General features: G+C 69.2%; 27 protein-coding genes. 11 read left to right on the forward strand and 16 right to left on the reverse strand.

All coding sequences use genetic code 11. The features are described 5' to 3' along the window. Positions 1-91: 91 nt before the first annotated feature. The gene (locus ACGFIV_RS01930) at positions 92-400 is read right to left on the reverse strand and encodes a hypothetical protein (RefSeq protein ID WP_392831125.1); all 309 of its coding nucleotides are present in this window, start codon (positions 398-400) and stop codon (positions 92-94) included. 98 nt (positions 401-498) lie between these two features. On the opposite strand from ACGFIV_RS01930, the gene ACGFIV_RS01935 reads away from it, so the two are divergent. Continuing rightward, positions 499-2,169, forward strand: a complete 1,671-nt coding sequence (locus ACGFIV_RS01935) for an alpha/beta hydrolase (protein WP_392831128.1) — start codon at positions 499-501, stop codon at positions 2,167-2,169. 13 nt (positions 2,170-2,182) lie between these two features. Next, positions 2,183-2,719, forward strand: coding sequence for a hypothetical protein (locus ACGFIV_RS01940; RefSeq protein WP_392831131.1), 537 nt, complete (start codon positions 2,183-2,185; stop codon positions 2,717-2,719). Between the two features lie 11 nt (positions 2,720-2,730). Here the strand turns inward: ACGFIV_RS01940 and ACGFIV_RS01945 are convergent, their stop codons facing one another. Further along, the gene (locus ACGFIV_RS01945; protein ID WP_392831134.1) at positions 2,731-4,107 is read right to left on the reverse strand and encodes a helix-turn-helix transcriptional regulator; all 1,377 of its coding nucleotides are present in this window, start codon (positions 4,105-4,107) and stop codon (positions 2,731-2,733) included. Positions 4,108-4,324: 217 nt separating this feature from the next. On the opposite strand from ACGFIV_RS01945, the gene ACGFIV_RS01950 reads away from it, so the two are divergent. After that, positions 4,325-4,978, forward strand: coding sequence for an ATP-binding protein (locus tag ACGFIV_RS01950; RefSeq protein WP_392831137.1), 654 nt, complete (start codon positions 4,325-4,327; stop codon positions 4,976-4,978). Between the two features lie 80 nt (positions 4,979-5,058). Here the strand turns inward: ACGFIV_RS01950 and ACGFIV_RS01955 are convergent, their stop codons facing one another. From ACGFIV_RS01955 to ACGFIV_RS01965, 3 genes are all read right to left on the reverse strand, one after another. Continuing rightward, positions 5,059-5,628, reverse strand: a complete 570-nt coding sequence (locus ACGFIV_RS01955; RefSeq protein ID WP_392831140.1) for a DUF6461 domain-containing protein — start codon at positions 5,626-5,628, stop codon at positions 5,059-5,061. 142 nt (positions 5,629-5,770) lie between these two features. Continuing rightward, positions 5,771-5,965: a hypothetical protein gene (locus tag ACGFIV_RS01960; protein WP_392831143.1), complete on the reverse strand. Its 195-nt coding sequence runs from the start codon at positions 5,963-5,965 to the stop codon at positions 5,771-5,773. Positions 5,966-6,056: 91 nt separating this feature from the next. Further along, positions 6,057-6,953: a phosphorothioated DNA-binding restriction endonuclease gene (locus ACGFIV_RS01965; RefSeq protein ID WP_392831146.1), complete on the reverse strand. Its 897-nt coding sequence runs from the start codon at positions 6,951-6,953 to the stop codon at positions 6,057-6,059. Between the two features lie 210 nt (positions 6,954-7,163). Here ACGFIV_RS01965 and ACGFIV_RS01970 point away from each other — a divergent pair, with 210 nt between their 5' ends. Beyond that, positions 7,164-7,691, forward strand: coding sequence for a hypothetical protein (locus ACGFIV_RS01970; RefSeq protein ID WP_392831148.1), 528 nt, complete (start codon positions 7,164-7,166; stop codon positions 7,689-7,691). Between the two features lie 55 nt (positions 7,692-7,746). On the opposite strand, the gene ACGFIV_RS01975 is transcribed toward ACGFIV_RS01970, so the two are convergent. Then, positions 7,747-9,249 (reverse strand): hypothetical protein, encoded by a 1,503-nt coding sequence (locus tag ACGFIV_RS01975; RefSeq protein WP_392831151.1) that lies wholly within the window; start codon positions 9,247-9,249, stop codon positions 7,747-7,749. Next, a complete protein-coding gene (locus tag ACGFIV_RS01980; RefSeq protein WP_358546426.1) occupies positions 9,246-9,599 on the reverse strand; it encodes a hypothetical protein in 354 nt (117 codons plus the stop codon). The genes ACGFIV_RS01975 and ACGFIV_RS01980 overlap by 4 nt, the downstream gene beginning before the upstream one ends. A 392-nt stretch (positions 9,600-9,991) precedes the next feature. Here ACGFIV_RS01980 and ACGFIV_RS01985 point away from each other — a divergent pair, with 392 nt between their 5' ends. Further along, on the forward strand, positions 9,992-11,866 hold the full coding sequence (locus ACGFIV_RS01985) for an N-6 DNA methylase (protein WP_358546423.1): 1,875 nt from the start codon (positions 9,992-9,994) through the stop codon (positions 11,864-11,866). Positions 11,867-11,956: 90 nt separating this feature from the next. On the opposite strand, the gene ACGFIV_RS01990 is transcribed toward ACGFIV_RS01985, so the two are convergent. The 3 genes from ACGFIV_RS01990 to ACGFIV_RS02000 form a co-directional block, all read right to left on the reverse strand. After that, positions 11,957-12,817: an aldo/keto reductase gene (locus ACGFIV_RS01990; protein ID WP_358546421.1), complete on the reverse strand. Its 861-nt coding sequence runs from the start codon at positions 12,815-12,817 to the stop codon at positions 11,957-11,959. 115 nt (positions 12,818-12,932) lie between these two features. Further along, a complete protein-coding gene (locus tag ACGFIV_RS01995; protein ID WP_358546418.1) occupies positions 12,933-13,670 on the reverse strand; it encodes a sulfite exporter TauE/SafE family protein in 738 nt (245 codons plus the stop codon). A 367-nt stretch (positions 13,671-14,037) separates the two neighbouring features. Then, positions 14,038-14,526, reverse strand: coding sequence for a RidA family protein (locus ACGFIV_RS02000; RefSeq protein ID WP_358546415.1), 489 nt, complete (start codon positions 14,524-14,526; stop codon positions 14,038-14,040). 181 nt (positions 14,527-14,707) lie between these two features. Between ACGFIV_RS02000 and ACGFIV_RS02005 the strand changes: the two genes are divergently transcribed. Together ACGFIV_RS02005 and ACGFIV_RS02010 are read left to right on the forward strand one after the other, a co-directional pair. Further along, positions 14,708-15,118, forward strand: a complete 411-nt coding sequence (locus ACGFIV_RS02005) for a VOC family protein (RefSeq protein WP_358546412.1) — start codon at positions 14,708-14,710, stop codon at positions 15,116-15,118. A 119-nt stretch (positions 15,119-15,237) separates the two neighbouring features. Then, a complete protein-coding gene (locus ACGFIV_RS02010) occupies positions 15,238-15,609 on the forward strand; it encodes an MmcQ/YjbR family DNA-binding protein (protein WP_358546410.1) in 372 nt (123 codons plus the stop codon). A 134-nt stretch (positions 15,610-15,743) separates the two neighbouring features. Here the strand turns inward: ACGFIV_RS02010 and ACGFIV_RS02015 are convergent, their stop codons facing one another. Next, entirely contained in the window at positions 15,744-16,040 is a 297-nt protein-coding gene (locus ACGFIV_RS02015) for a hypothetical protein (RefSeq protein ID WP_358546407.1), read from the reverse strand. 322 nt (positions 16,041-16,362) lie between these two features. Between ACGFIV_RS02015 and ACGFIV_RS02020 the strand changes: the two genes are divergently transcribed. Continuing rightward, the gene (locus ACGFIV_RS02020; RefSeq protein WP_358546404.1) at positions 16,363-17,166 is read left to right on the forward strand and encodes a DUF3152 domain-containing protein; all 804 of its coding nucleotides are present in this window, start codon (positions 16,363-16,365) and stop codon (positions 17,164-17,166) included. 8 nt (positions 17,167-17,174) lie between these two features. On the opposite strand, the gene ACGFIV_RS02025 is transcribed toward ACGFIV_RS02020, so the two are convergent. Further along, on the reverse strand, positions 17,175-19,268 hold the full coding sequence (locus ACGFIV_RS02025) for an AMP-binding protein (protein WP_392831160.1): 2,094 nt from the start codon (positions 19,266-19,268) through the stop codon (positions 17,175-17,177). Positions 19,269-19,399: 131 nt separating this feature from the next. Next, entirely contained in the window at positions 19,400-20,113 is a 714-nt protein-coding gene (locus ACGFIV_RS02030; protein ID WP_392831163.1) for a sulfotransferase family protein, read from the reverse strand. A gap of 238 nt (positions 20,114-20,351) precedes the next feature. Between ACGFIV_RS02030 and ACGFIV_RS02035 the strand changes: the two genes are divergently transcribed. Beyond that, positions 20,352-20,498: a hypothetical protein gene (locus tag ACGFIV_RS02035; RefSeq protein WP_358546398.1), complete on the forward strand. Its 147-nt coding sequence runs from the start codon at positions 20,352-20,354 to the stop codon at positions 20,496-20,498. A 17-nt stretch (positions 20,499-20,515) separates the two neighbouring features. Further along, positions 20,516-22,459 (forward strand): N-acetylmuramoyl-L-alanine amidase, encoded by a 1,944-nt coding sequence (locus ACGFIV_RS02040; RefSeq protein WP_358546396.1) that lies wholly within the window; start codon positions 20,516-20,518, stop codon positions 22,457-22,459. 7 nt (positions 22,460-22,466) lie between these two features. On the opposite strand, the gene ACGFIV_RS02045 is transcribed toward ACGFIV_RS02040, so the two are convergent. The 3 genes from ACGFIV_RS02045 to ACGFIV_RS02055 all read right to left on the reverse strand — a co-directional run bounded on the left by ACGFIV_RS02045 (position 22,467) and on the right by ACGFIV_RS02055 (position 25,087). Next, the gene (locus ACGFIV_RS02045; protein ID WP_358546393.1) at positions 22,467-23,024 is read right to left on the reverse strand and encodes a DUF6461 domain-containing protein; all 558 of its coding nucleotides are present in this window, start codon (positions 23,022-23,024) and stop codon (positions 22,467-22,469) included. 245 nt (positions 23,025-23,269) lie between these two features. Continuing rightward, positions 23,270-24,658 carry a glycine--tRNA ligase gene (locus tag ACGFIV_RS02050; protein ID WP_358546391.1) on the reverse strand — a complete coding sequence of 463 codons (1,389 nt, stop codon included), beginning with the start codon at positions 24,656-24,658 and terminating at the stop codon, positions 23,270-23,272. A gap of 147 nt (positions 24,659-24,805) precedes the next feature. Next, a complete protein-coding gene (locus tag ACGFIV_RS02055; RefSeq protein ID WP_358546389.1) occupies positions 24,806-25,087 on the reverse strand; it encodes an antibiotic biosynthesis monooxygenase family protein in 282 nt (93 codons plus the stop codon). Positions 25,088-25,151: 64 nt separating this feature from the next. Between ACGFIV_RS02055 and ACGFIV_RS02060 the strand changes: the two genes are divergently transcribed. Beyond that, a complete protein-coding gene (locus ACGFIV_RS02060; RefSeq protein WP_358546387.1) occupies positions 25,152-25,607 on the forward strand; it encodes a DUF6703 family protein in 456 nt (151 codons plus the stop codon). Positions 25,608-25,610: the final 3 nt, after the last annotated feature.

Here is a 25,610-nt window from a genome sequence, read left to right on the forward strand (position 1 = left end):
ATCGGTTAACTCGATCGGTACCGCAGACGGACCTGGATGCCTCATACACATCAGAATAAGAAATTATCCGACAGATTTCAGGTGCACGACACTAGGCATCTCGGCGCTGGTAGCGGTCGTACAGCAGCCCTCCGGCCGGACCGAGGAGCCCTTCAAGGATGCCTTCCGGCAGGCGTTCCACGCCGGACCTGCTTACGTCGGCGGCCCGGCGGAAGACCTCCGCCCTTTCCCGCAGGCGGTTCGCCACCGTTCCAGCGGCCTGGGTCATCGTGCCGAGTTCGGCCCGTACGCGGTCGTGGTGCGGGCCGTTCCAGCGCATCCGGGCCAATGCGTCGTGAACCGGCTTGAGGACGTCTTCGACGGCTTCCGCAAGATCGTCCGCTTCATGCGCCAAACGCATCATTTCATCATATTGCGACACCGCACCCCCGCCCCGCGTCTCATATCAATCATGGAGAATCCTTCCATATAAGGCGAAGCGCAGGTAGATTCCGCCCGGTGGAGCCCGAGCGACTGGTCGATCCGGAGGAGCTTGAACAGCTGGCGAAACTCCTCACCGATCGGCGGCAACTCGCCGAGCAGTACTACGCACGCGCCGGTCAGCTCATCGGCCAGGCGCAGGCAGGACCCATGGTCAGCGTGCTGCGCTGGGCCACGGACGCCCCCGCCGAGTTGCTGAACCGGGCCTCGATCGCCCGGGCCGCCGAAAAGGGCGGCGACCCGTTCGTCGCGCTTAAGGCATTCGGCCTGACGACGTCAATTGGGTCGGTATCGGCCAAGCAAGGTACGCGATTAAGTGGCGACCTTAAAGCTGTGCTCGAAAAGAACAAAACGGCCACCCCTGAGGAGCGGGCCGCCGCCGTCCGGACGTACTTCGCCAAGCTCAAGGCGGACGAACGGTCGTGGCTCACGGCCAACCAACCCAACCTGGTAGGCGGTCTGGACGGGGCCCCCAGCGCCGTCCGCTTCGCCGCCAACAAACTGCTCATCGAACGCGCCCTCACCCACGAGCAGCAGGAACTAGCCCACCTGAAGGCCACAGACCCGAAGAACCCGCAAGTAGCCGTCCTGGAGGCCCGGGTCGCCCGTCTGACCGAGTTCCAGCAGCCGCGCATCACCGGCGACGGCCAGTCCAAGCCCCGCCAGTTCCTCCTCTTCGACCCGGCCAACGACGGACTCGTAGCCGAGGCCTTCGGCGACCTGGCCAAAGCGGCCCACGTCGCCGTCATGGTCCCGGGCATCACCAACCGCCTCGACAACTACAAGGACATTGCTAAGGACGCTGAAGAGCTCATCAAGGACCGACGGACGGGTAAGGATCTCGCCGACACGGCGGTGATCACCTGGCTCGGTTACGACACCCCGGAGTTCGGTGATTCCCCCTTGCCGAACAAAGCCGAAGCCGGCGCTCCGGAGCTGCATTCCTTCCGCGCCGGACTGGAGCTGGCCAAGAGCGCCAAGGTCTCCCTCTTCGCGCACAGCTACGGCACCTTGCTGTCCAGCAAAGCGCTGCAGCAAGGCACTTCATTCAACGCGGTCGTGTTCATGGGCAGTCCCGGACTGGGCTCCAACATCGAGAATGTGGCCGACCTGAAACTTCCGTCCGGTACACCGGTATTCGCCATGCGCGCGCCTGGTGACTGGGTCTCCTACACGCAAGCCCACGGCAGGGACCCCTCGGAAATGTCAGGCATCCAACGGCTGGCCACCGGACGGTCGTCTGGCCATTCGCAGTACTACATGGCCGACAACATCGCACTATCAAACCTACAGACGGTGCTCGTCGGGGACGGTTGCCTGCAGACCTTCACCGGCTCACCCGACCTGGACGACGAGAAGCCTGGAGCGGGGTTCGCCCGGATGTTGGTGCGAGAGATGCAGAGCCATGTTCCGCAATGGAAGACCGGTGAGCTGGGCGCAGCCCTTGATCCCATCATCAAGGGGCTGCAAGCGGGGACCGTCGATACGAACGCACTGTCGCTTGGTGCCGCGACTGTCGGCAGAGGAACCATCCTGGCCGCGACAATGGCCGGGTTGCACACGGCGGGGCTCGACGGCTACTTCTCCACCCAGGACGTCGCGGACATCATCGCCAAGAGCATGGGAGAGGCCATCAAGGAGTTCGGCACTGCCGTGGATCAAGAGATTGAGAGAGGTCTGCTCCCATGAAGGATCAGGAAGCTTGGCGAGCCGAAAGCTTCGTCACTCTTTTGTCGGCATCCCCCTCGAACCGGAGCAGCCCGACATGACGATCGGCATGCCCTACAGACGCACCCTCGCGATTCTCGCGCTGCTCTTCGGAGTGACCGCCTGCACGGACGAATCGAGTACCGCCATGACTCCCGAACAATCCCGACAAACCTTGATCAATGAGGCGAAGGCCATCATCCAAGCCGTTCTCCCAGGCACGGAACCGCGGGTGGTCGTGCAGACTAAGGACGCCCCCTGCGGGGGGGCGGTCGGCACCGACCACTCCAGCGTCGAAAGCCTCATCAATGTACACAGTGACGCCGTTGACAAGTCGCTGACCTCAGAAGCGGTGTTCAACAAGGTTGTAGGCGTCCTTAAGCAGCGAGGATGGACCATCAACTACACCCAGAACTATGTAGCTGGGGCCAAGCGGAAAGGCTTCGGGGGGATCAGCGCGGGGGTAGGTGACTCTCCAGTTGGGATCAACATCTCGGGCGACACCGAATGCGTGACGAACCCGGATGCGTAGGGCGTGCGGAGTCACGCCGCCAGTTCGGCACGCAGATTGTCACGGAACTCTCGTACCGCCACCGTGGTGTCGTACGGCTCCAGGCGGTCTGCGAAGCCGGTGATGAAGTCCACCGAGCGAGCCGAGCTGAGCGTCTTGGCCATCGGGATCGCGGCCCGCGCGGAGTCCAGGGCCTGCCCGAGTTCGCCCATCGCCAGGTAGGCATCGGCGGCGTGCACCAGGTTGAACTGAGCCGAGCGGGGAGCGCGTTCATGGAACGCCTCCACGGCCGCTTCGGCACACTCCGCCGCCCGCTGGTGCTCACCGAGCAAGCTCCAGCAGCGCCCCGCCTCCGCGTTCAGTTCCACCTCCTCGTGTAGGGCGATCCACGCCGGATCACGATCGGTGGCACCTGTGGAGTGGACCCGTTCGGCCTCGACGAGCAGGCCCTCAATCTGTCGGGCGCTGTGCTTGTCCCCCGTCTCGGCGGGCCTTGCCCGCAGGGCTGTGGCCCAGGCTTCTCTGATCATCAGCAGTGCCGTCACACGCGGCGGTGCCTGCCCGCAGCGGGCCGTGTCGGCCGCGGCCCGTGCCAGCCGGACTGCCCATACGGGCTGCTCGGTGTGGATGGCCTGCTGGGTCAACGTCGACAGTACCCAGGCCCCCGTGATCGAGTCGTCCCCCGCCTTGGCAAACCTCAGCGCCTGCCCGAAGTGGTGCTGAGCTCGTCCATGATGATGCATGTCGAATGACGTCCAGCCCGCCATCCAGCTCATGCCCGCCGCCGCGCTCAGCAGCTTGGCGCCGACCTGCTCGTCGTAGCGGCCGTGGAGCAGGGGGGTGACGTTGCTGTTGAGGTAGCGCAGGACCACCGGGCGGACCAGGCCCGCGCCGAACTGGTGGTCCATCTGGCTGAACGCCTGGCGGGCCTCGTTGACGCGGGTGACGTCCGCCATGCCGACCGCCCGCCCGGAACCGGCGTGACCGGTGGACGCGGCCGGACTGTCGTACGTCCAGGATGTCAGCCACTCCCCCAGCGCGGCGGGTACGAACGGCAGCGTGGCCAGCAGGTGACGGCGGGACGGATCCATCTCGAACCTCCACAGAAGGTCGGCCGACTTCACCGTAGCCTCCAGCGAGCCGCCCCCACAGTCCACCAGCGGCCAGCAAGGTGTCTCCACGAAGGCCCACCCCTCGACCCACCGTTCCACGTCGATCGCCGCGACGCCGAACACGGCCGCCATCCGCGCCCGGTGCCGCGCACGTACCCCCTGCTCACCCCGCTCCCACCGCGCCCACGTCGTCGGCGACACCCCGACCGCCTCCGCCGCCGCCTCCTGGCTGAGCCCCTTCCGCCGCCGCGCCCTGACCAGCTCCGGACGGCCCGCCTCACGCTCCAGCGCCCCCATGACCACCCCATCGGTAATCGTTCGATCGCTTCCTGTGACGACGATTACACCCCGGCCACCCGCACGCCAAGCCCTTCCGGGCAAACGACCAGAGATCGACCACCGCTGGTGCCGCCCTCCCCCGCTCCCGGCCAACGAGCAGGCAGCCACGTTCATTCGGCTCGCCCGTTGACCTTTCCTGCTGTCCACCGCCACCGACAGCGAACGGAGCCCCTTTATGCCACCCGCCGACCGCACCTCCCAGGAACCCGAGGACCACACCCCCGACCCCCTGGATCGACCGGAACACTTGGACCAGGAGCCTTCTGCGGACAACCGCGACATCCGCGTACTCGTGCGGACCCTTCCCCACGGCTCGGCCGCGCGCCACGCCCGTACCGTCATCCGCGAAGTCCTCCAGCAAGCCGGCCTGACCCAGGACGCGGTGACCGACGCCGAGATCATCGCCGGCGAACTGGCCGCGAACGCCGAACGGCACGCCCGCCAGCCGTACGAGCTGCGGATCTTCCACCTCGACGGAGTCCCCACCTGGTGTGAGATCGTCGACGGCGACCCGGACCCCGAGAAGATCCACGACGCCTTCCAACGGCTGTCCACGCTCCCCGAGCCGGACCTGTCCCTGCTCGCCGAGAACGGACGCGGCCTGCTGATGACCTACGAACTGTCCCAAGGCCACTGCCAGGCATACCGGACGACCACGACCACCAACGCCCCCGGCAAAGCCGTCGCCTTCGCCCTCCCCACCGCCTCCGGAACGCACCTGACCTCCGCCCTCCCTCACGTCAGGGCTTCGCGCTCAAGCGGTTCCTGGACCGGGCCGCCGGGCCGGGTCGCTCCGACGAACGCCGAGCGGCACGCTCCGCAGCCGTAGGAGCTCATCACCCGAAGCCGGGCGCTAAACCGGGCGCTAAAGAGGAGCTTCCGGCGTCCGGTACGGCCTGATGGCCGGGCTCACCAGGGCCTGGCACCCGCCGGCAGGGGGCGTTCGAGGATTTCCCGGGTGAGCATGACGCCGGTGATGCTCGCCGCCAGTAGCAACGGCTCACCTCTTTCCGCCGCGCTATCGCCGGGCCCTACGGGGAATCCGGCCTGCTCCATGAGAGGGAGGAGATGGTCCGGGTCGCTCCCCCATCGTGAGCTGCTGGAAGCGTCCGGGTCGAAGCCGGTGACCACACTGCCGTCGCGGGCGTATGCGAACGCTTCCGAGGCGTTGTCGTTCCTGACCACCGACACGGCTCGGGTGCCGGCCGACAGCTCCTCGATCGCCCCCAGGCACTCCTCTCCGTGCACCTCGAGGAGCACCGCCCAGTCGCCGATCCGCGCGGCCAGCACGGTATCGGGGAACAGACCATCCCGCATGAGCTCGGCGAACGTCATGGAGCGGACGGACGCGGCGGGGACTCCGAATCTCGCCAGCGCCTCGTGTTCGTCAACGCCCTCGATGAACGTCAGGCACCATGTGTCGTCGACTTCGTAGTCATCCGCCAGCCAGGCGATGTCCTGCTTGCTCAAAGCCGTCATGACGCCATCCACGTGCTCGACTCGGGACAATTGGACCCGGGTCAGGCCGCCGAATGCGGGCGGACTGACCCGGGGCGACGATCTGCGGAGAGACCTTACCGGAGGGCCGAGATCCTGATCAGGGAACTCGGGACAGGAAGACTTACTGCAGATCGAGCCAGAATCGGTCGCGGCGGAGTACGTCCAGGATCGTGTTCTCCGCTTCGATGTCAGCGGCCGTCGCGAAGTCACCCGCGGATTTCTGGATGCGCGTCAGCGGCGCACCGTACATGGCGCGTACGACGGCGGCTCCCGCCTGCGCCGCCTTTACGGTCAATTCCCCGTCAGTGATCAGCATGTGCGCAGGATAGCCGTGGCTGCTCCACCGCCTGATCGACGAGATCGACGAACGTGGCTTCCCGACCGCCGGCACATCGAACGGCCATGGCTCACGCGGTGCGGGCGGGGGCGCGGAAGACCTGGCGGGTGTGCCATTCGATGTTGGCGGCGTCGACGGGCGCGTGACCTGGTTGTGAGCGGCGGATCGGGCGTTCGGCCAGAGCGAAGACCATCGCCCTGGCGGCGGGCGTCCGGCCGACGAACTTCGCCGAGACGGTGATCGTACGCTCGCCGGTCATGCCGAGGACGCCCTTGTCGAACAGCTTGTGGTGAATCGAGCACAGGCACAGTCCGTTGGCGACGTCGTCCGGCCCCTCGAACGCCCGCCAGCGGACGTGGGCGGCGTCGAGGCCGACCGTGGTGCCGTCCAGCCAGCCGTCGTACGCGCAGAACGCGCAGCAGTACTCGTACGCGATGAGGACCTTCTCGCGGAAGGCGGGATCACGCCGGAGCGTCGTACGCGCCGGGACGCGGGCCGGATCGGCCGCGTCGTAGGTCTCCAGATCGAGTCCGGTGAACTGACAGATGTCCTCGTGCAGTGAGGGTTCGAAGTTCGCGTCGAGCAGGTGCCGTGCGAGGCGGACCACCAGGTGGGAGTCGTCGGACAGTGCGCGCAGGAGGTCGGGGTGGAGCCGGCCGGCGGCCTGGGAGTCACGAAGACGGCCCAGCTCCGGGCCAGGACTTCCCGGTCCGTTCACGGTGTCGACGAGCCAGATGCCGTCGTTGGTCAGGTGGTGGAACGGGTAGCCGGGGCTGGTCTGCCTCGGCGGCCCGAACTCCTTGAGCAGGCGCTTGAGGTCGGCCTCCGCGCCGCTGAACGGGATCGGCCGACCGCCGTGTCGCTGGAACCGGCCGAGGGCGTAGAGCAGGAGGAGCGGCTTGTGCGGCGCTCGTTCGCCGTCGCGCGTCCAGCGCCTGACATCGGCGACGCGCTGCACCCAATCCATGGCCCATCACCTTACGACGATGCTTCGTCGTGGCGACAGGTGTCGGTGTCCGACGATGACGAATCGCGAGGAGCCGAGCCGATGGATGGCCGGACCCGGAAGCGGTGACCGGTACGGTGACGGGGCTCCGAATACCTTTGTGCATCGAGTTCACATGTGCTGTAATTGACGCAGACGCACACCAGTGCACTCGTGGAGAGGACTTGGATCGTGATCACCCCCGTCACGCACCTGGACGAGTTCCGTGCCCGCGCCTCGCGGGCGAGTCGCCGTTCCCGTCACCTTGAGCTTCGGCGTGGCCGGGCCATGCACCTGCTCGACATCGAGAATCTCGTGGGCTCGACCCGTCCGACGACCTCCGAGGTCGAGGAGGTGATGACGATCTACGAGGCGCTCGTGCCGACAGGGCTCATGGACCACTACGTCGTGGCCGTGAACCACACCGCGCTGCTGGCGGTGGGGATCGCGTTCCACGGGGTGCGGTTGCTGGCCCGGTCCGGGCCCGACGGCGCCGACAGCGCCCTGGCCGAGACGGCCTACCAGGACCGTATCGACCTGCGGTTCGAGCGGGTCGTCATCGGATCCGGTGACGGCTTCTTCGTCGACCTCGCCCGGTGGCTGACCGAAGCGGGCCTGCACGTGACCGTCGTCTCGCGTCCCGGTTCTCTCAGCCGGCGCCTGTCCACCACCGTCCGCGACATCATCCCTCTCGAACCGCCCACGCAGCACGCCGCCTGACAGACCGCCCTCACCTGCCGCCGCCGGGCCCACGCCCGGCGGCAGCAGACCCGGTTCAGTAAAGGCGGGTGAGGGTGATGTCGTCTCCGATGATCTTCTGGGCGAGGAGGAGTTCCACCTCGGAGGCGTCGGCGGGGCTGGGGCCGACGATCACGTCGGCTGCCGCGAACAGGGAGTGCAGCCCGTCCGCGCCCTCCTGGCTGATGCAGGGCACCCCGGCCGGCTCGGCGTCCGTGTAGATCACCTTGGCGATCGACCGGCCGTCGGAATCGTGGAACCCGTGGGCCAACGTCCATCCGTGATCGAGGGAGGTGCCCATGTCCAGAGCCGAGTTCCCGAGGAAGGTGACTCTGAGCTGCGGCGCCACCCAGTGCTCGGCGTTGTGCAGGTAGCCGGCCGGTGACAGGTAGGCCCACGGCTCTGTGAGGAAGGTGCCCACCATGAGGCGCCGGGCGTGGATGAACTCCTCGTAGCCGTCGAGGAACCCGGTCACCCAGTCGACGAGATCAGGTTGCAGGTGGGCCATGGACTCGCGAAACGACGCGAGGGAGCGCTCGTCGCGGTCCAGGGACCGGCGCAGGGAGTCAAGGGTCGGCGGCTGCCCGGTCAACTCGTCCCACCGGGCGAACGCGTGCGTCATGTCCCCGTCCCCGAAGAACCCCCGGGGTCCCGTCGCCTGCATCGCCTTGGCGAGCAGCGCGAACCGGACCAGTGGATGGGCCTGGTCCTGTGCCGCGAGCGGGTCGCCCAGCAGGACCCATCCGGTGAACATCGCCATGAGATCGGCGATCGGGGGCGCCCCGGCGAAGGCGAAGGCGTTGCCCAGGTAATGCAGAGCCACGCCGTAGCGGTTGCCGGCCTGCATCATCAGGGTCAGGAACCGCCCCGCGACGTCCTGCCCCAGGGAATCGGACGCTTCCTGCGCCTGGACGAGGAATGCCGACGCCTCCTTCAGGTGCGCCCCCGTGAGGCCGAGGCCGCCGCCCCCTTCCGGAGGCGCCTCGAACTGGATGAGCCGGGCGCGGTATCCCTCGCACACAGTGATGAGATGCGCCAGACTCGTCGAATCCGTCGACATGACATTTATCTTCTTATATACGGAGTAATCGGGATTTTCCGGAAGAAAAGGAAAATCCATGGGTAACGTGAGTCTTTCGCCCATGTCGGCGAGCATGGCCGCCCAGTCCTCACGCTCACCCGGCGACATGCGGCACCACGTGGTGATCGGTACGGGTAACGCGTCCGCCCGGTCCCAGATCCCGTTCCCGCGCAGGTTGACCAGGAGCTGGATCAGGTTCAGGCCCAGCACCACGCGCGTCCGCATGTGCCGTGCTCCAGCCGGGGACAGCAGGAAGTCGTGGAAATGCCGCACCTCATGAGGGAGCACGGTAGTGCTGGAGACGGCGTCCAGGAAGGCCGGATCATCCAGCTCGGACAACCGCTCAGGCACCTCCACGCCGAGCGCGTAACGTCGCAGCTGGTCCCACCTTTCGGCCGAACCCACCGTCAGCGCGATTCCGGGGAACCTCGGGTCGAAATCGCCGAAGACCGTGCTCACGGCTCGGTCATCCCGGTCACCAACCGGAAGGCCGCCTTGATCTCCTCCTGGGTCAGATCGGTCTTCGCCTCGATCGTCACCTTGCGCAAAGGCCCCTCGAAGACCAGCTTCTGCGTCTTGCCCGCTCGCATGCGTTCCCAGAGCTGGGGGATGATCGGACCCTCGATGAACAGCGCCGAGACGAGAGCGACGATCGACTCCACCGTGCCCAGGTCGAGGGCCAGCCGGCCTGGATCGGCCACGGGTGCCCGGGCGACCACGGTCTCCCCCGCGCCGGTCAGCTCCTCCGCCAGAAACGACACGGTCTCCTCGTCGGCCAGGATCCGGATCCTGCGCTTCGACCCGCTCATGCTCACCATCCCTTTTCGTGTCAGTGAACGCCCCTCGCACGCCCGTACGGTCACGCTGGGTCCCCGGAGTCGGTGGCGAACGAAGCGTCGGGCGACGAGCGCCCCGGACATCGGGGCGTTTCTCGTGAAGGATTCGCGACTCGACAGCCCTACGACAATCGTTCGCAAATGAGGCATATGGATACAGCGAGGCGTCATTTTACGTCCAGAGCCGGGCTTCATCACGGGAGATTGGCATGAATACCAGACGGCGGAGTCGGTGGATTCATTTCCTCTAGCACTGACTGCGGCCGGGCGTGAATCACGTACACGTGCCCCGGACCAGAACCTTCTTCCTCCAGCCTTCTAGACTACGTTGGCATCCACATGGGATGTGCTGACGTGGGAACACGTTGGACGAGGAGAGCTGGAGGCCGGCGATCAGCGGAGACGAGGCGACCGTCACGTCGGCCGACATCGCGCGCATGGCGGGGGTCGGGCGCGCCGCGGTGAGCAACTGGCGGCGCCGGCACGAGGACTTTCCCGAGCCGGTCGGCGGCACGGCGACCAGCCCGACCTTCTCCCTCAAGGATGTCGAGGCGTGGCTGCTCGGCCAGGGGAAGGTCGAGGAGCTGCCCTTGCGGGAGCGGGTCTGGCAGCAGATCAGAACGGCCACCGACGAGATCCGGCTCGGCGAGGTGGCGGCCGAGGCCACCGAGCTGCTGCGCGGCCAGGGCAGGCCCCGGCTGGTGCCGCGGACAGCGTGGAAGCTCATCAAGGAGTACGCGCAGGAGCGCGGCACCGCGGAAGCGACCCGATTCCTGCTGGACCGCTACGCCGAGGTCCACTCCCGCCGCCTGGTCGAGACGCCCGCCGAAGTGGCGGACTTCATGGTGAGGCTGGCCGGGCCGGGCGTCCACACGATTCTGGACCCCGCCTGCGGCCTGGGGATCCTCCTCGCGATGAGTGGAGCGGAGCGCGCGTACGGGCAGGAGTGCGACGGCTCTCTCGCCCGGCTGTCGCAGACGCGCCTTTCGCTGGACGGAGTCGAGGGCGAGGTGCGGGCCGGCGACTCCCTCCGTCAGGACGCCTGGCCGGGCGTGACCGTGGACGCCGTGCTGTGCCATCCCCCCTTCAACGAGCGCAACTGGGGATACGACGAGCTGACGAGCGACCCGCGCTGGGAGTACGGCCTGCCGCCCAAGTCGGAGTCGGAGCTCGCCTGGGTCCAGCACGCGCTCGCCCACCTGAACCCCGGCGGTGTGGCGGTCCTGCTGATGCCCGCCATCGCGGCCAACCGCCGATCGGGGCGGCGCATCCGCAGCAACCTGCTCCGCCGGGGCGTCGTCCAGGCCGTGATCGGCCTCCCGCCGAAGATGGCGTCGGGGACCGGCCTTCCCGTGCACGTCTGGGTCCTTCGCAAGCCCGCGGGCGACGGCCGTACGCCGTCACGCGTGCTGATGGCCGAGGCCGGGCCCGCCGGTTTCGACGCGATCGCCGAGCGGTGGCAGGCATTCCAGGATGATCCCGACCGCGAGGTGGACGTGCCGGGTGAGATCCGCACCGTCCCGATCATCGATCTGATCGACGAGGACATCGACGTGACTCCGGCACGGCACGTGGGCGTTGCGGACGAGGCGGGAGGCGACTACCCCTCCTTCCGCGAGCAGTTCGTCCGCCGCCTCGAACGTCTCGCGACGCTGGTGCCCGACGCGCTGCCCGGTAAGGCCAGGGAGATGCCGATGGTCCTGCTCTCGGAGCTGGAACGGACCGGAGCGCTGACGATCCACCAGTCCGGCAGGTACGACGTCGACGGCACGGGTGAGCTCGTACTCGACGCGAGCCGCCTGTTCACCGGAGGACCTGTCGTGACGCGCACGCGGCCCGAGGACAGGGTCGTGATCCGGCCGGGTGACGTGGTCGTGGCGACGCGCGACCGGGAGATCGCCGCCGAGGTGATCGAGGACGCCGGTCTCCTGCTCGGCCCTCGTCTCACCCTTCTCAGGCCCGACGCCGACCGAATCGACTCGTACTTTCTCGCGGGGTTCGTACGCACCCTGTCGCTGTCGACGGGCGGCACCCAGTCGGGCCTGACGCGCTTCGATCCACGGCGTGCCCAGGTGCCGCGCCTCCCTCTTCCCGGGCAGCGCCGCTACGGCAAGGCGTTCAGGAACCTCTTCGCCTTCGAGGCGGAGCTCCGCGAGGTGCACGGGTCCGGCCTGACGGTGGCGGCGTCCGTCGCCATGGGGCTCGCCAGCGGCGCGCTGGACCCCCCGCCACCGGCATGATCTCAGCCTTGGTCGTCCAGGGGGCTTGTACGAGCTGACGCGTCGGCCGGTGCCCGGCGGGCAAGGTCGGGCACCGGCGAGCGACCCTCGTCAGGCGGCGTCGAGGCGGCCCACTTCCTCGGGGGAGAGCTTCAGGTCCACCGCGCCGACCGAGTCGCGGATCGTCTCGGGGCGCGAGGAGCCCGGGATCGGGATCAGGATCGGCGACTTGGCGAGCATCCACGCCAGGCACACCTGGTGCGCGCTCGCTCCATGCTCCTTGGCCACGTCCTCGAAGGCGCCGAAGCGCGAGCCCAGCTCGCCCGAGCGGACGATGCCGCCGAACGGGCTCCACGGCAGGAAGGTGATGCCGAGCTCGGTGCAGAGCTCCAGCTCCGGCTCGCTGGAGCGGAAGGCCGGGGAGAACTCGTTCTGCACGCTCACCAGACGCCCGCCGAGGATCTCGTTCGCCTGCCGGATCTGGGCGGGGTCGGCGTTCGAGATGCCCGCGAAGCGGATCTTGCCCGCGTCGAGCAGGTCGCGGATCGCCCCGACCGAGTCCGCGTACGGCACCTTCGGGTCCGGGCGGTGGAACTGGTAGAGGCCGATGGCCTCGACGCCGAGCCGCCTGAGCGAGGCGTCGCACGCCTGCTTGAGGTGCTCGGGCGAACCGTCCAACCTCCAGGAGCCGTCGCCGGGGCGCACGTGGCCGCCCTTCGTCGCGATCAGCACGTCGGAGGTGTCGCCGCCGTACCCGGCGACGGCGCGGGCGATCAGGGACTCGTTGTGGCCGACCTCGTCCGCGTGCAGGTGGTAGGCGTCGGCGGTGTCGAACAGCGTCACGCCCGCGTCCAGCGCGGCGTGGATGGTCGCGACCGAACGCCGCTCGTCGGGGCGCCCCTCGATCGACATCGGCATCCCGCCGAGCCCGATCGCGCTGACCTGGACATCGCCGATGCGGCGAGTCTGCATGGGAGTTCCTCCTCGAATGAGTGGTACCTGTCCAGTCTTTCCTGCCCGCCGTCGATCCGTCCAACAGCCCCGGCGCACCGCGTCGGATTCGCCGGGCGACCACAGCGTGGAGGGGTCATAGGAGCAGGCGTACCGCCGCGACGAAGGTGAGGAGCAGTGTCACCCGTTCGAACCACGTCCTGTTGATGTGGTCGATGACCGCGCGACCGGCCGCGGCGCCGACGAGGACGGCCGGGGCGGTCACGGCGGCGAAGGCCAGCGAGGCGGGGGTGATGAGCCCGAGCCCGACGCTGAACGGCACCTTGAACGCGTTGATCGTCAGGAAGAACCACGCGCTGGTCCCGAGGAATCCCAGCATCGGCATGCCCGCCGCGAGCAGGTACAGGGCCATGATCGGGCCCGCGGCGTTGGCCGTCATGGTGGCGAAGCCGGAGAAGACCCCCGCGAAGGCGGCCACCGCCCGGTGGTGGGCCAGGGACGCCTCGGCCCCTCTGCGCCGGTTCCAGAAGTGGACGGCGATGATGACCAGCAGGATCACCCCGATGAGCCGTCTCATCTGCGCGTCGTCGACCCAGCGGACGACGACGGCGCCGGCCACCACTCCGGCGGCCACCCACGGGAAGAGCCTGAGCAGCCTCGGCCAGTCGGCGTGGCGGCGGTAGGAGGCCACGGCCACCACGTCGCCGACGAGCAGGAGCGGCAGGAGCGTGCCCGTGGAGCTCCTCGTCGGGAGCACGAGCGCGAACAGGGCGACCGCCACCGTCCCGGTGCCGGCGACGCCGGTCTTGGAGAACCCTACGAGGACCAGCGAAAGCAGCAGCACCGCCCACTGCGCGACGTCGAGGGACGGCATCAGCCTCGCCCGAAGGCGCGCCCCTCGACGTGCGCCCGGCCTGAGCAGCCGTGCGCCTGGCCCGGGAAGCCGTGTATCCGATCTCGGAAGTCGCGTGCCCGGCCTGGGAAGCCATGTATCCGATCTCGGAAGTCGCGTGCCCGGCCTGGGAAGCCGCCCGCGGCGTGTCGGCCTGGGGCGGGCATGTCCGGAGCGGACCCGATCTCGGGAAGGGCGTCGGGGGTCGCGTCTTCGATCGGCATGAAGCCCAGCATCCTTGGACAATACGACGGCCCGCAATCCTTTCCTCCGCCCGGTGGGCAGGCGTCCGCCGCCGCACCAGGTCTCGGCGGAACCTACAGGCGACCGGCCCGGTGCGCGGCCGTCCTCACGTGATGGCCACTTCGGCTTCGATCTCGACGGGGATGGAGTACGGGAGCTCGGCCAGGCCGACGGCGGAGCGGGCGTGTCTTCCCTGGTCGGGACCCCAGAGTTGGAGGATCAGGTCGGAGAATCCGTTGATCACCGCCGGCGTGTGGGTGAACCCGGGCGCGGTGTTGACCATGCCGAACACCCTCAGCCAACCGGTGATCCGGTCGAGGTCGCCGAGTTCCCGCTTGAGGCTCGCGAGGATGGCCAGACCCGTCAGCCGCGCCGCCTGGTAGCCCTGCTCGCGGGTGAGCCGCTCCCCGACCTTGCCCAGCGGCTCGGCCAGCGAGCCGTCCGCCGCCAGCGGCCCGTGCCCGGATACGAAAGCACGGTCGCCATGCACCCTGACCCAGGGGAACGGCAGCTCGGCACCCGTCGGCAGCCGCATCGGCTCGGGCAGCACGAGCCCCAGTTCGTCCAGTCTCTTCTCGATATGCATGAAGGCCATCCGTAGTGGCACCCTCTCCCCCAGGTCAAGTACGCGCAGCCCTGGTGCGCCGCACCGGGCGGGGACGGCACAATGGTCTGGGTGCCGGGTTATTCGTGTTCCGGGACACCGGCCGGAGGGAGTCGGTCATGGAGATGGCATGCGGGGTGCCCGCCGCCGGGCCGCGTTTCATGGAGATGGCATGACTCAGATACCGCGACCCCAGGTCTGGCCGACCCTGCGCGCCCGCGACGCCCGCACGCTCATCGCCTTCCTCGTCGAGGCGTTCGGCTTCGAGGAGACCGTCGTGTACGGCGAGGGCGACCGCGTCGACCACGCCCAGCTCGACTGGCCGCTCGGCGGAGGGATCATGCTCGGCTCCGTTCGTGAGCCCGGTGAGGACGACCCGTGGTCCCTGTCCCCTGGCACCTTCGGCGCGTACGTCGTCACCGACGATCCCGACCGGCTGTTCGCCCACGCCACCAGGGCCGGCGCGGAGGTGGTCCACGGGCTGCGCGAGACCGACTACGGATCCCGCGAGTTCGCCGTCCGCGACCCCGAGGGCAACCTGTGGTCCTTCGGCACCTACCGCGGCGAACCCCGCAAGGGCTGACCCCTGGCGCGCTTCCGTCACGACCGACGCGACGAGAAGCGGCCTCCACCGGCGGGGTGCCGGCCTCCGCCTGTGGACGTGTGTCGATAAATGTCGGGGTCCTTTGATAGACGTAGGCCATGGGTGTGACTGTCGATGAGTTCCTGGTGATGCTCGACCAGCTTCCCGAGGTGAAGCAGAGCGACGGCGACGACTGGATCGCGCTGAAGGTGCGCGGCAAGGGCTTCGGCTACCTGTGGGAGAAGACCGAGACCGTGGGGCTCAAGGCGACCATCGACGAGCAGATCGCACTGGTGGCCGAGCGGCCGGAGGTGTTCGAGCCCCAGTTCACCGCGGGCCGGTTCGGCTGGGTCGTGGTCCATCTCGCGAAGATCGATCCAGATGAGCTTCTGGAGCTGGTCACCGAGGCCTGGTGCCTCACGGCTCCCAGGCAACTGGTCGACGCCCACGAGTCCGGTCCGCTGGGGCGAGCCATGCCACCCACGCGCTGAGGCGCCCGAACCACGGCGGGGTGCGCTCGGCCGGCCGTACGAGCATCGGGGGGCGGAGGCGCGTCGCCGCGCCCCCGCCCCGCCCGAAGCCGTTGCTCCGCGGGTGCGACCGTCCTGCTGGAGACCGGACGGTCTCAGCGGGTGATCGTCGGAGCGGGTGTGCCCTGGGGCTTGGGGACGCGGATCGTGCTGGTCGGCTTGGAGCCGGCCTTGCGTGAGTCCGCGGTGATGTAGCAGTCGTAGTAGCAGTAGTAGGCGTCGCAGTAACGCAGGAAGCAGATCACGCCACTCGCGTCGTCGGTGGCTCGCGTGCACGCCGCCGCCGGTGACATCTTGGGCGATGCGGCCTGAGCCGTTGTCGCGGGGAACGCGACGAACAGACCGGCTCCGGCCAGCACCACGGCGGCCAGGGTTGTGCCGACATTACGCATGATTCCTCCTCGCTCCCGCCGCTGCCTGGACATCTGCCACAAGCAGTCGGCGAAGATCCTTTGAAACTCCAGTTGCCGCCACCCTAAGCCACTGAATAGTTACTCACAGTCATCGGCACGACCGGCGCGTCACCCATGGCGCCGGCCGTGGACGCGGCGCGTGGGGGCAGGTGCCGTGACGTTGGGCTCAGGGGTGAGTAAGGGGTCGAGCGGTGATCGGTAATAGGCTTGGCCGTCGATGTCCCGCAACCTAACGCCTCAGATTCACGGCCCCAAAAGGCCCTCCACGCTTCTGCTCGCATGCGCCGCCGGAGTCGCGGTCATGATCGTTGGAGGCGTCCTCGTACTCGACGGAGCGAAGGGGTCGTCCGCCCAGAGCACCCCGTACGGTTCGTCGGATCCGGCCGGGCGCCCGCAGGCGACGCACCCGGCTCTCGCCGCGTCCAAGCCGTCGCCCACACCGGGGCCCGGAGACACGTCACACCCGGACTCCAAGGACGAATCCGGCACTCCGAGGAAACAGCTCCCGGGTGAGCGAGATCAGCCGCCCGTGGTACGGGTCCCGCAGGCCGCGAAAGGCCGTTACTCCGTGGTTCAGGGGACCGCCCGGCCGCCGAAGAAGAGCCACGGAAAGGTGATCCGGTACATGGTGGAGGTCGAGAAGGGCCTTCCCTTCGAGAAGGAGGCGTTCGCGGCCGCGGTACACCGGACCCTCAATGACCCGCGTAGCTGGGGGTCCGGGGGCCGCCTGCGGTTCAAGCGTGTCGATCACGGGCCCGTACGGTTCCGCGTGGCCCTGTCCAGCCCCGCGATGACGAACGCGCGCTGCCTGCCGATGAGCACGTACGGCGAGCTTTCCTGCTGGAACGGCAGGCAAGCGGTCATCAACGCGAAGCGGTGGGGTCAGGGCATCCCGGGCTACCGCGGCGACCTGGCGTCCTACCGGGAGTACGTGATCAACCACGAGGTGGGCCACGCGCTCGGGCACGGCCACGAGTTCTGCCCCGGTCCCGGCAGGCGGGCCCCGGTGATGGTCCAGCAGACGATCTCCCTCCAGCGGTGCCGCCCCAACGCGTGGCCGTTCCGAAACGCCCGCACTCCCGAGAGCGCGTCAGCCGATCGGTGAGGCCGGGGTCACGGGCGGGGCTCGCGGAGCAGGCGTTCGCGGAGTTCGTTCTTGAGGACCTTGCCCAGGGGGTTGCGTGGCAGGGTGTCGACGCAGGCGAGGTGGGTGGGCAGGTACCACTCGGTCATGCCGCGCCGCAGGAGGTGGTCGCGCAGGCCGTCGAGGGTGGGCGGGGTGCCTTCGGGAACCACGACGGCGCACACCATCTCCTCACCGACGGTGTTCTGACACCCGACGATGGCCACGTCGGCGACGGCCGGGTGCCCCAGCAGTTCGTCCTCGACCTCCAGGACCGGGATCGGGTGCGGGCTGCCGACGCGGTCGGCGACCCTGGACAGGTAGCGCAGGCCACCGCGTCCGTCCTCCGCGACGAGGTCCCCGGTGTCGTACCAGCCGCCCGCGGTGTCCGGAGCCCACACGAGCCTCCGGCTGCCGAGCTCGAAGGTCCCCACGCACACCGATGAACCGCGCACCCACAGCCGGAACACCGCGCCGCCGACCTCCCGATCGCCGGAGGGGCCGGGGCGGCCGGACGCGCAAAGGGCGTCCGAGCCGGGGAGATCAGGGGAGCCTGAGGGATCGAGGGCGTCGGGGGCGTCGGGGAGGAGGCGGACCTCGCGGCCCGGGGTGGGGCGGCCGATGCTCTGGCCCGGCCAGTCGGGCGGATCGTCGGCGGCCGTCAGGGTGATCCCGCCCGTCTCGGTCATCCCGAAGCCGTTGACGAGCCCTGGGCAGAGCAGTTCACGGATCGGTGCGACGAACGAGGCGGGCAGCGGAGCTCCGGTGCTGGTCACCAGGCGCAGGCCGGGCAGGGGACGTCGCCGCCGCCGCTGCGCCCGGACCAGGTTGCCCAGCATCTCCGGCGCCCCGAGGAAATGGGTGACGTGGTGCCGCGCGAGGAGGTCCAGCCAGATGTCCGGGTCGCGGGTGTCGGCGAACACGGATGTGCACCGCGCCACCAGGGGTGTCAGCACGTTGGTACGCATCCCCACCGAGTGGGTCAGATCGGCCGGGGTGCCGACCCTGGGATCGCGCACGTCGCGCAGCGCGCCCCGCCTCGCCCGGGTGGAGGCGTACTGCGTGTTGGGCGTGTGCAGCACGCCCTTGACCTCGCCCGTCGTCCCGGAGGTGAACAGCACGAGGGACACCTCGTCGCTCCGGGCGAAGGACGTGCCGTCGCCGGCCGCGGCTGAGGGCGTACGTGCTCCCGGCGAGCCGGACGGAGCCGGAGTCCCCGAGCCGTCCAATCCATCCGAGCCGTCCGAGGGATCGGCCCCTGTGCCGGAGGACCCGTCCGAGCCGTCCGAGGGATCGGCCCCCGTGCCGGAGGACCCGTCCGAGCCGGGGAGGAGGGGGCCGAGAAGGTCGGTGAAAGGGATCGCGCCGGTGGTACGGGCGTCGCCGATGACCACGCAGTGACGGAGCCATGGCAGGCGGTCGCCGAGGTCGGCCAGAACGCGGGCGGGACTACGGCCGTCCGGCCTGTCGAAGAGACCCTCCCCCCGGCCGGCGGAGCCGTCCCCCCGACAGGCAGCGTCCCCTCGACCGGCGGCGACGTCACCCCGGCAGGCCGCGTCCCCTCGACCGGCGGCGACGTCACCCCGGCAGGCCGCGTCCCCTTGACCGGCGGGGGCGTCCTTCCGGCCGGCGGAGCCGTTCCAGCGGTCGACGGTGACGCACACGCTCGCCTGCGTTCCGGCGAGGATGCGCTCCACCTCGCGCGGCCCCATGGTCATCATCATCGGCACGGCGACCGCCCCGGCGTCCAGGCACGCGAGGGTCAGCGCCGCGGTCTCCCACCAGTTGGGAAGCTGGAAGGCGACCGCGTCCCCAGGGCGGACCCCGAGCTTCCGGAGCCCCGCCGACAGGCGGCCGACGTACACCGCCAGCTCGCCGAAGGTCACGGTCACCTCGCGCCCCTCGTCCCCGCGCCAGTTGACGAACGCCGTGCGGCCGGGGACCGCGGACGCCGCGTCGCGGAGGTCGTCGACGAACGACTCCCGTCGCCACCACCCCTGCGCGTAGTACATGTCCGCCGTCGCCGGCGGAACGCGCCGCGCGCCGACCAGGGCGCCTATCCCCCGCTCACCGCACTCCCGCATGACCGCCCCCGCTCACCGCACCCGCTCACCGCACCCGCCGCAAGACCGCCCCCGCTCACCACACCCGCACATGACCGCCCACGCTCACCGCACCCGCCGCGCGACCGCCCCCGCTCACCGGACCGGGCGGTTCACCGGACCGCCGTTTGGCCGCCGCCGGGCTCGGGGGGACGCAGGGTCAGGACGCGCCTGCGACGCCGGGCCGCCATGCTCTGGAACGCCGCCGTGTCGTTCAGGTGGGGGAACGGCTCGTCCGGCACGGGAACCCGGAGGAAGTCGCACAGCGGCTCCCACCCCTGGCACACCTCGTACACCAGCAGCCGGTCGGCGGGAACCGCGGCCAGCACGTGGGCGGTATGCCACTCGAAGACGCCCATCGCGTACTCAGGGTCCCCGAACCGGGCCCCGAAGGTGCCTTCCCAGATGACCCTCTCGCACATCCGCCGGCGGCACCTGAGCCCCCGGCAGGCCCCGTCCTCCAGCCTCATCAGCATCCCGGGCCATCCCGGCTGCCGGTGGCTGGACCGGTAGATCGTGTCACGCACGCTCGCGTACCACCTGCCGGTGTCCCGCACGGTGAGGATCACCTTTGCGTCCTGGTAGGCGTCCAGCAGTTCCTGCCAGAAGTAGCACGAGGGCCAGTCGACCGTCGCCTGGTATCCCTCCAGCAGCTCGTCCCAGGCCACCCGTTCCCCCTGTGCGGCCGCCTCCCATCCCCTGATCCGGTCGACATCGCCGTCGAGTGAGGACATGTGATGACATGGCCCACGGCCGAGACGCTCCAGGGCCGCTTTGAGCGAGTACGTTCCCGTCCGGCCCATGCCGGCCCCGATGACTTCCACCATGCGTTCCCCCTGTGCAGGACGGCGCTTCCGCACGCCTGGCGGGGACTTCGATCGCGAACCTGATCGCGAGCGCTGCGAGGGCGAATCCGCACCAGTCCCGCATGTCGTTCTTTCATCCTTACACGGCGGGAAGCGGTCCCCCGAGACCGGGGAGGCTCCCCCAAGGCCCGGCAATACTCCTTGACACGCCGTATTACAAGAGTGGGATCAGAGGTCAAGATCCCGTATGGTGACCGTCGTGATCCCGGGCTTTGTCTTCCGCGCGGACCCGCTGAAGTCGCGATGTGTCGACGGGCACTTCGCGCGGCAGGCCCGGACCTTACGGGACCTGGGCGGCGCCGTCGCGCTCGTGGACCACGACGCCCGCAAGGAGCGCGCGCTCTGACTGAGAAAGGGTCGCAGATGCGCAGAACGCTTGCGGTCACCGCCTCCATGGCGGCGACCTTGCTCGTCACCCTTCCCCCGGCCCACGCCGATCCGTCCGCCGCCCCGCCCTCCCGCCAGGAGGCCTACAGGTCGGCCGCCGCCGCGTACGGCGTGCCCGAGAACGTCCTGCTCGGCGTGTCCTACCTGGAGTCCCGCTGGGACACCAACCACGGCCTTCCCAGCGTCACGGCCGGGTACGGTCCGATGCACCTGACGGACGCGCGCACGGCCCTCGCCGGGGCCGTCCCCCATCACAGCGAGGGCGCGGAGGACCCGCGCGGCGACGACGCGCGCCCGTCCAAGCTCCCCAAGGCGTCCGAACCCGCGCAGCAGCCCGAAGCGGGGTCGCAGACGGCCGACGAGGCCGCCCGCCTCACCGGGCTCCCGGCGGAACAGCTGGTCAGGGAACCGAGTGCCAACCTGCTCGGCGGAGCGGCCCTGCTCGCCCAGTACCAGAAGGACCTGAAGATCCCGGCGAGCTCCGATCCGGCCGACTGGTACGGCGCGGTGGCCCGGTACTCGGGGGCGCAGGACGCCGAGACCGCCCGGCAGTTCGCCGACGAGGTGTTCACCACCCTCAAGGAGGGCGTGAGCAGGGTCACCGACGACGGTCAGAAGGTTTCGCTGCCCGCCTCACCGGAGATCGCTCCGCGCATGGAGCAAGTGGACCGCCTGGGGCTGCGCGAGGCCGAGGGCAAGACCGTCGAGTGCCCGAAGAGGCTCGCCTGCGAATGGTTCCCGGCGCCCTACCAGAAGCTGGGGGACGCCCCGGGCGACTACGGCAACCACGACCTGTCCGACCGGCCGCGCAACCAGCGGATCGACTACATCGTCCTGCACGACACCGAGGAGACCTACGACAAGACCCTCAGGCTCGTGGCCGATCCCACGTACGTGAGCTGGCACTACACGATCCGCTCGGCCGACGGTCACATCGCCCAGCACGTGAGGACCAAGGACGTCGCCTGGCACGCCGGCAACTGGTACGTCAACGCCAAGTCCATCGGCATCGAGCACGAGGGCTTCCTGGCCAAGGCCGGCTCCTGGTACACCGAGGCGATGTACCGCAGCTCGGCCCGGCTGGTGCGCTACCTCGCCAAGCGGTACGACATCCCGCTGGACCGCGCGCACATCCTCGGCCACGACAACGTCCCCGGCACGATCCCCGGCAACGTGGCCACCATGCACGTCGACCCGGGGCCGTACTGGGACTGGGGCCACTACTTCGAGCTGATGCGCCATCCGTTCACCTCCAGGGGCGGCGCGCACGGCGGCATGGTGACGATCAGGACGGACTACGCGAACCACCAGCCGCGCTACACCGGCTGCGACAGGCCCGGCGTGGACTGCCCGCCGCACGGTTCCGCGTCGGTCTGGCTGCACACCGAGCCGAGCGAGGACGCGCCCCTGGTGAAGGACATCGGGCGCAGGCCCGGCGGGGACTCGACGTACGACGTCTCCGACCACGGCGCCAGGGCCACCACGGGCCAGCAGTACGCGCTCGCCGGCAGGAAGGGCGACTGGACGGCCATCTGGTACCTCGGCCAGGTCGCGTGGTTCCGCAACCCCCATGACCACCCCACCGCGGTCAACGCCACCGGCCTGGTCGTCACGCCGAAGCCCGGCCGCGACTCCGTGCCGGTGTACGGCAGGGCCTATCCGGAGCCCGAGGCGTACCCGAAGGGCGTGCCCGTGCAGGCGATCGTCCCCCTGCAGTACTCGATCCCGCAGGGCCAGCGGTACGCCGTCGGCCTGGCGACGCGCGGCGAGTACTACTACGCGGTGACCTTCGACCAGGACACCCACACGGTGGTCAGGGGCCGCACGCTGTACTACCAGATCCAGCTCGGGCACCGGGTCGCGTTCGTCAAGGCCGACGACGTGTACATCGCCCCGTCGTCGCTCGGCGCACCGCGCTGACGCCGGCTCAGTAGTCGGGGAGGATGCCCCGCACTCCCCTGCCGGTCTGCGGGTTCTCGGGGGCCCGCACTCCGGTGAGGCTTTCCGCGAGGACGAGCGCCGTGGTGACGTCCGCCTTGGGGCCGTCCTCGCCGTCGGCGGTGACCAGGCCGAGCTCGCGCATCTCCACCAGGTGGCGGTCGGGCTCGCTGCCCGATCGGGAGTCGCCGGGGAACTGGGGGTCGAAGCTGAGGATCTCCTCGCCCCCCTCGTACAGCACGAAGGTCTGGTCGAAGTTCACGTTGCGGAACACGCTCACCACCACCGTGCCGGCCGAGAGGGGACGCAGGACCTGGTCCATGGTGGCGGCGTAGCCGTTCTCCTCGATCAGCAGCGCGCCGCCCTCGCAGGGCTCCGCCACCAGGAGGCCCTCCAGCAGGTCGTCCTCGTCGTCCTCGTCGGTGAGCGGTTCGACTCCGACGCGGCGCAGCGCCTCCTCCGGCGTGAGGTCGCGCACGAAGGTGAAGCAGTAGCCCGTGTCGCCGCGCGAGAACCAGTCGTATCCGGTGTGGCCGGTGCCGCTCACGTGAAACCCCCCACGTTCGAAGGATGGAGAGCGACCATTCTCGACCCGCGCGGTGACCATCCCGTGGCCCGGCGGTTGCCACGGCGTGCACATCGCCCGCCGAGAAACCGACGGCGATGAGCGCCTCCCGCCGAAGACGGCGATGCGCATCACCCGCCGGAACGAGACGCAGCGCGAACAGGCCGGACCGAAACGCCGACGGCGCCCGGCCCCGTCGTGGGACCGGGCGCCGCCCGGAGCGGAACTCAGTCGTTGAGGTGCTGGCGCAGGTAGGAGTCCACCTGGTCGAGGGCGATGCGCTTCTGGGCCATGGAGTCGCGCTCGCGGATCGTCACGGCCTGGTCCTCAAGGGTGTCGAAGTCGACCGTGATGCAGAACGGCGTGCCGATCTCGTCCTGGCGGCGGTAGCGGCGGCCGATCGCTCCCGCGTCGTCGAACTCGACGTTCCAGCGGCGGCGGAGCTGGGCGGCGAGGTCGCGGGCCTTGGGCGACAGGTCGGAGTTGCGCGACAGGGGCAGCACGGCGGCCTTGACCGGCGCGAGCCGGTGGTCGAGCCGCATGACCGTGCGCTGCTCCATGACGCCCTTGGCGTTGGGCGCCTCGTCGACGGTGTACGCGTCCATCATGAAGGTCAGCGTGCAGCGGTCGACGCCTGCCGCGGGCTCGATGACGTACGGGACGTAGCGCTCGCCGGAGTCCTGCTCGAAGAACGACAGGTCGGTGCCGGAGGCCGCCGCGTGGGTGGTGAGGTCGAAGTCGGTGCGGTTGGCCACCCCCTCCAGCTCACCCCACTCGGAGCCGGTGAAGTTGAAGCGGTACTCGACGTCGACGGTGCGCTTGGAGTAGTGCGACAGCTTGTCCTTCGGGTGCTCGTACAGCCGGAGGTTGTCGCGGTTGATGCCGAGGTCGACATACCACTGGAAGCGCTGGTCGATCCAGTACTGGTGCCATTCCTCGTCGCTGCCCGGCTTGACGAAGAACTCCATCTCCATCTGCTCGAACTCGCGGGTGCGGAAGATGAAGTTGCCCGGGGTGATCTCGTTGCGGAACGACTTGCCGATCTGGCCGATGCCGAACGGGATCTTCTTGCGGGACGACTGCTGCACGTTGAGGTAGTTGATGAAGATGCCCTGCGCGGTCTCGGGCCGGAGGTAGGCCAGGCCGGACTCGTCCTCGACGGCGCCGAGGTAGGTCTTGAGCAGGCCGTTGAACATGCGGGGAGCGGTGAAGGCGCCCTTGGTGCCGCAGCTCGGGCAGGTCAGGTCGGCCAGGCCGTTCTCGGGGGCCTTGCCGCCGTGCTTCTCGGCGTACGCCTCTTCGAGGTGGTCGGCGCGGTAGCGCTTGTGGCAGGACTGGCACTCGGTCAGCGGGTCGACGAACTCCCTGACGTGGCCGCTGGCCTCCCACACCTCGCGGGCGAGGATCACCGAGGAGTCGAGGCCGACGACGTCGTCGCGGCCCTGGACCATGGACTTCCACCACTCGCGCTTGACGTTGTTCTTGAGCTCGACACCGAGGGGACCGTAGTCCCAGGACGCGCGCAGACCTCCGTAGATCTCGCTCGACGGGTAGACGAGCCCGCGGCGTTTGGCGAGGCTGACGATCGTGTCCATGATGTCGGTACGGCGGGCCATCAAGAATCTCCATCCGGCTGGCGGTCGGGGTTGGGTTTATCGATCAGAGGGCGCGTCACCTGCCCGATCACCCCCAAGCTTAGGGGAACCGGTGACGCGACCCGCCCACAATCGGCGTCCAGGGCCAAGCCGCCCCTGGCGCGCGGTTCAAGGTTTGCTGACCAGAACCTCGAAGGCGCTTGGCTCATTGATCATCAGTGTCATGAGCGGATACATCTCCATGCGCGCGGCCGACAGGGCCCGGCGGTAGAACCCGGCGCCCTCCCACTCGCTGACGACCGCCCACAGGTCGGGCTCGTCCACGGATCTTCCGACGTGCCCGCCGAGATATCCGGTCTGGGCGGCGAGCGTGCCGAGGATCGACGTGGCCTTCTCGACGAACTCGTCGGCCCGCGCGTCCGGGACGGAGTACCTGATGAGGGCAAGCATGCCGTTCAGCATGCCAGTACGCATAGGGTGCCGTGACGAAGCCCTCCGACGTTAGGCTCGAAGCGTGGCCGACAAGCACGATCCCAGCGACTCCTCGCCGTCCTCGTCCTCCTCGCCGAAGCGTGGCGTGCCCGACCATCCGCTGGCGCAGCGCGGGCGGCCCACCGGCCGTACGGGCGCCGGTCGCACGGCGTCGCGGCCCCTTCCCCGGGGCGAGCACTTCCTCACGCCGGGGGCCACGGGCCTGCGCCGCACGGTGGAGCAGAAGAGCGCGGCCCCGCTGGTCTTCCTGTACGGGCTGCCGCGCTGGGTCCTCCCTGTCGTCCTGGTGATCCTGCTACTGGTGGGGTTCGCCGTGGCCGACTGGCGGGGTGGCGTCGCGGTCCTGCCGGTGATCGGCTTCGTGGGCTGGCTGGCGTACATGTCGTGGCCGTCGCTGGGCACGGGGGCCCGGATCCTGCGCGTCGCGCTCGCGACGTTCCTGATCGCCGTCGCCGCCGCCCGTTTCGGGCTGTTCTGAGGG

Source organism: Sphaerisporangium sp. NPDC049003 (assembly GCF_043197795.1).
In the GTDB taxonomy this organism is placed as follows: domain Bacteria; phylum Actinomycetota; class Actinomycetes; order Streptosporangiales; family Streptosporangiaceae; genus Sphaerisporangium.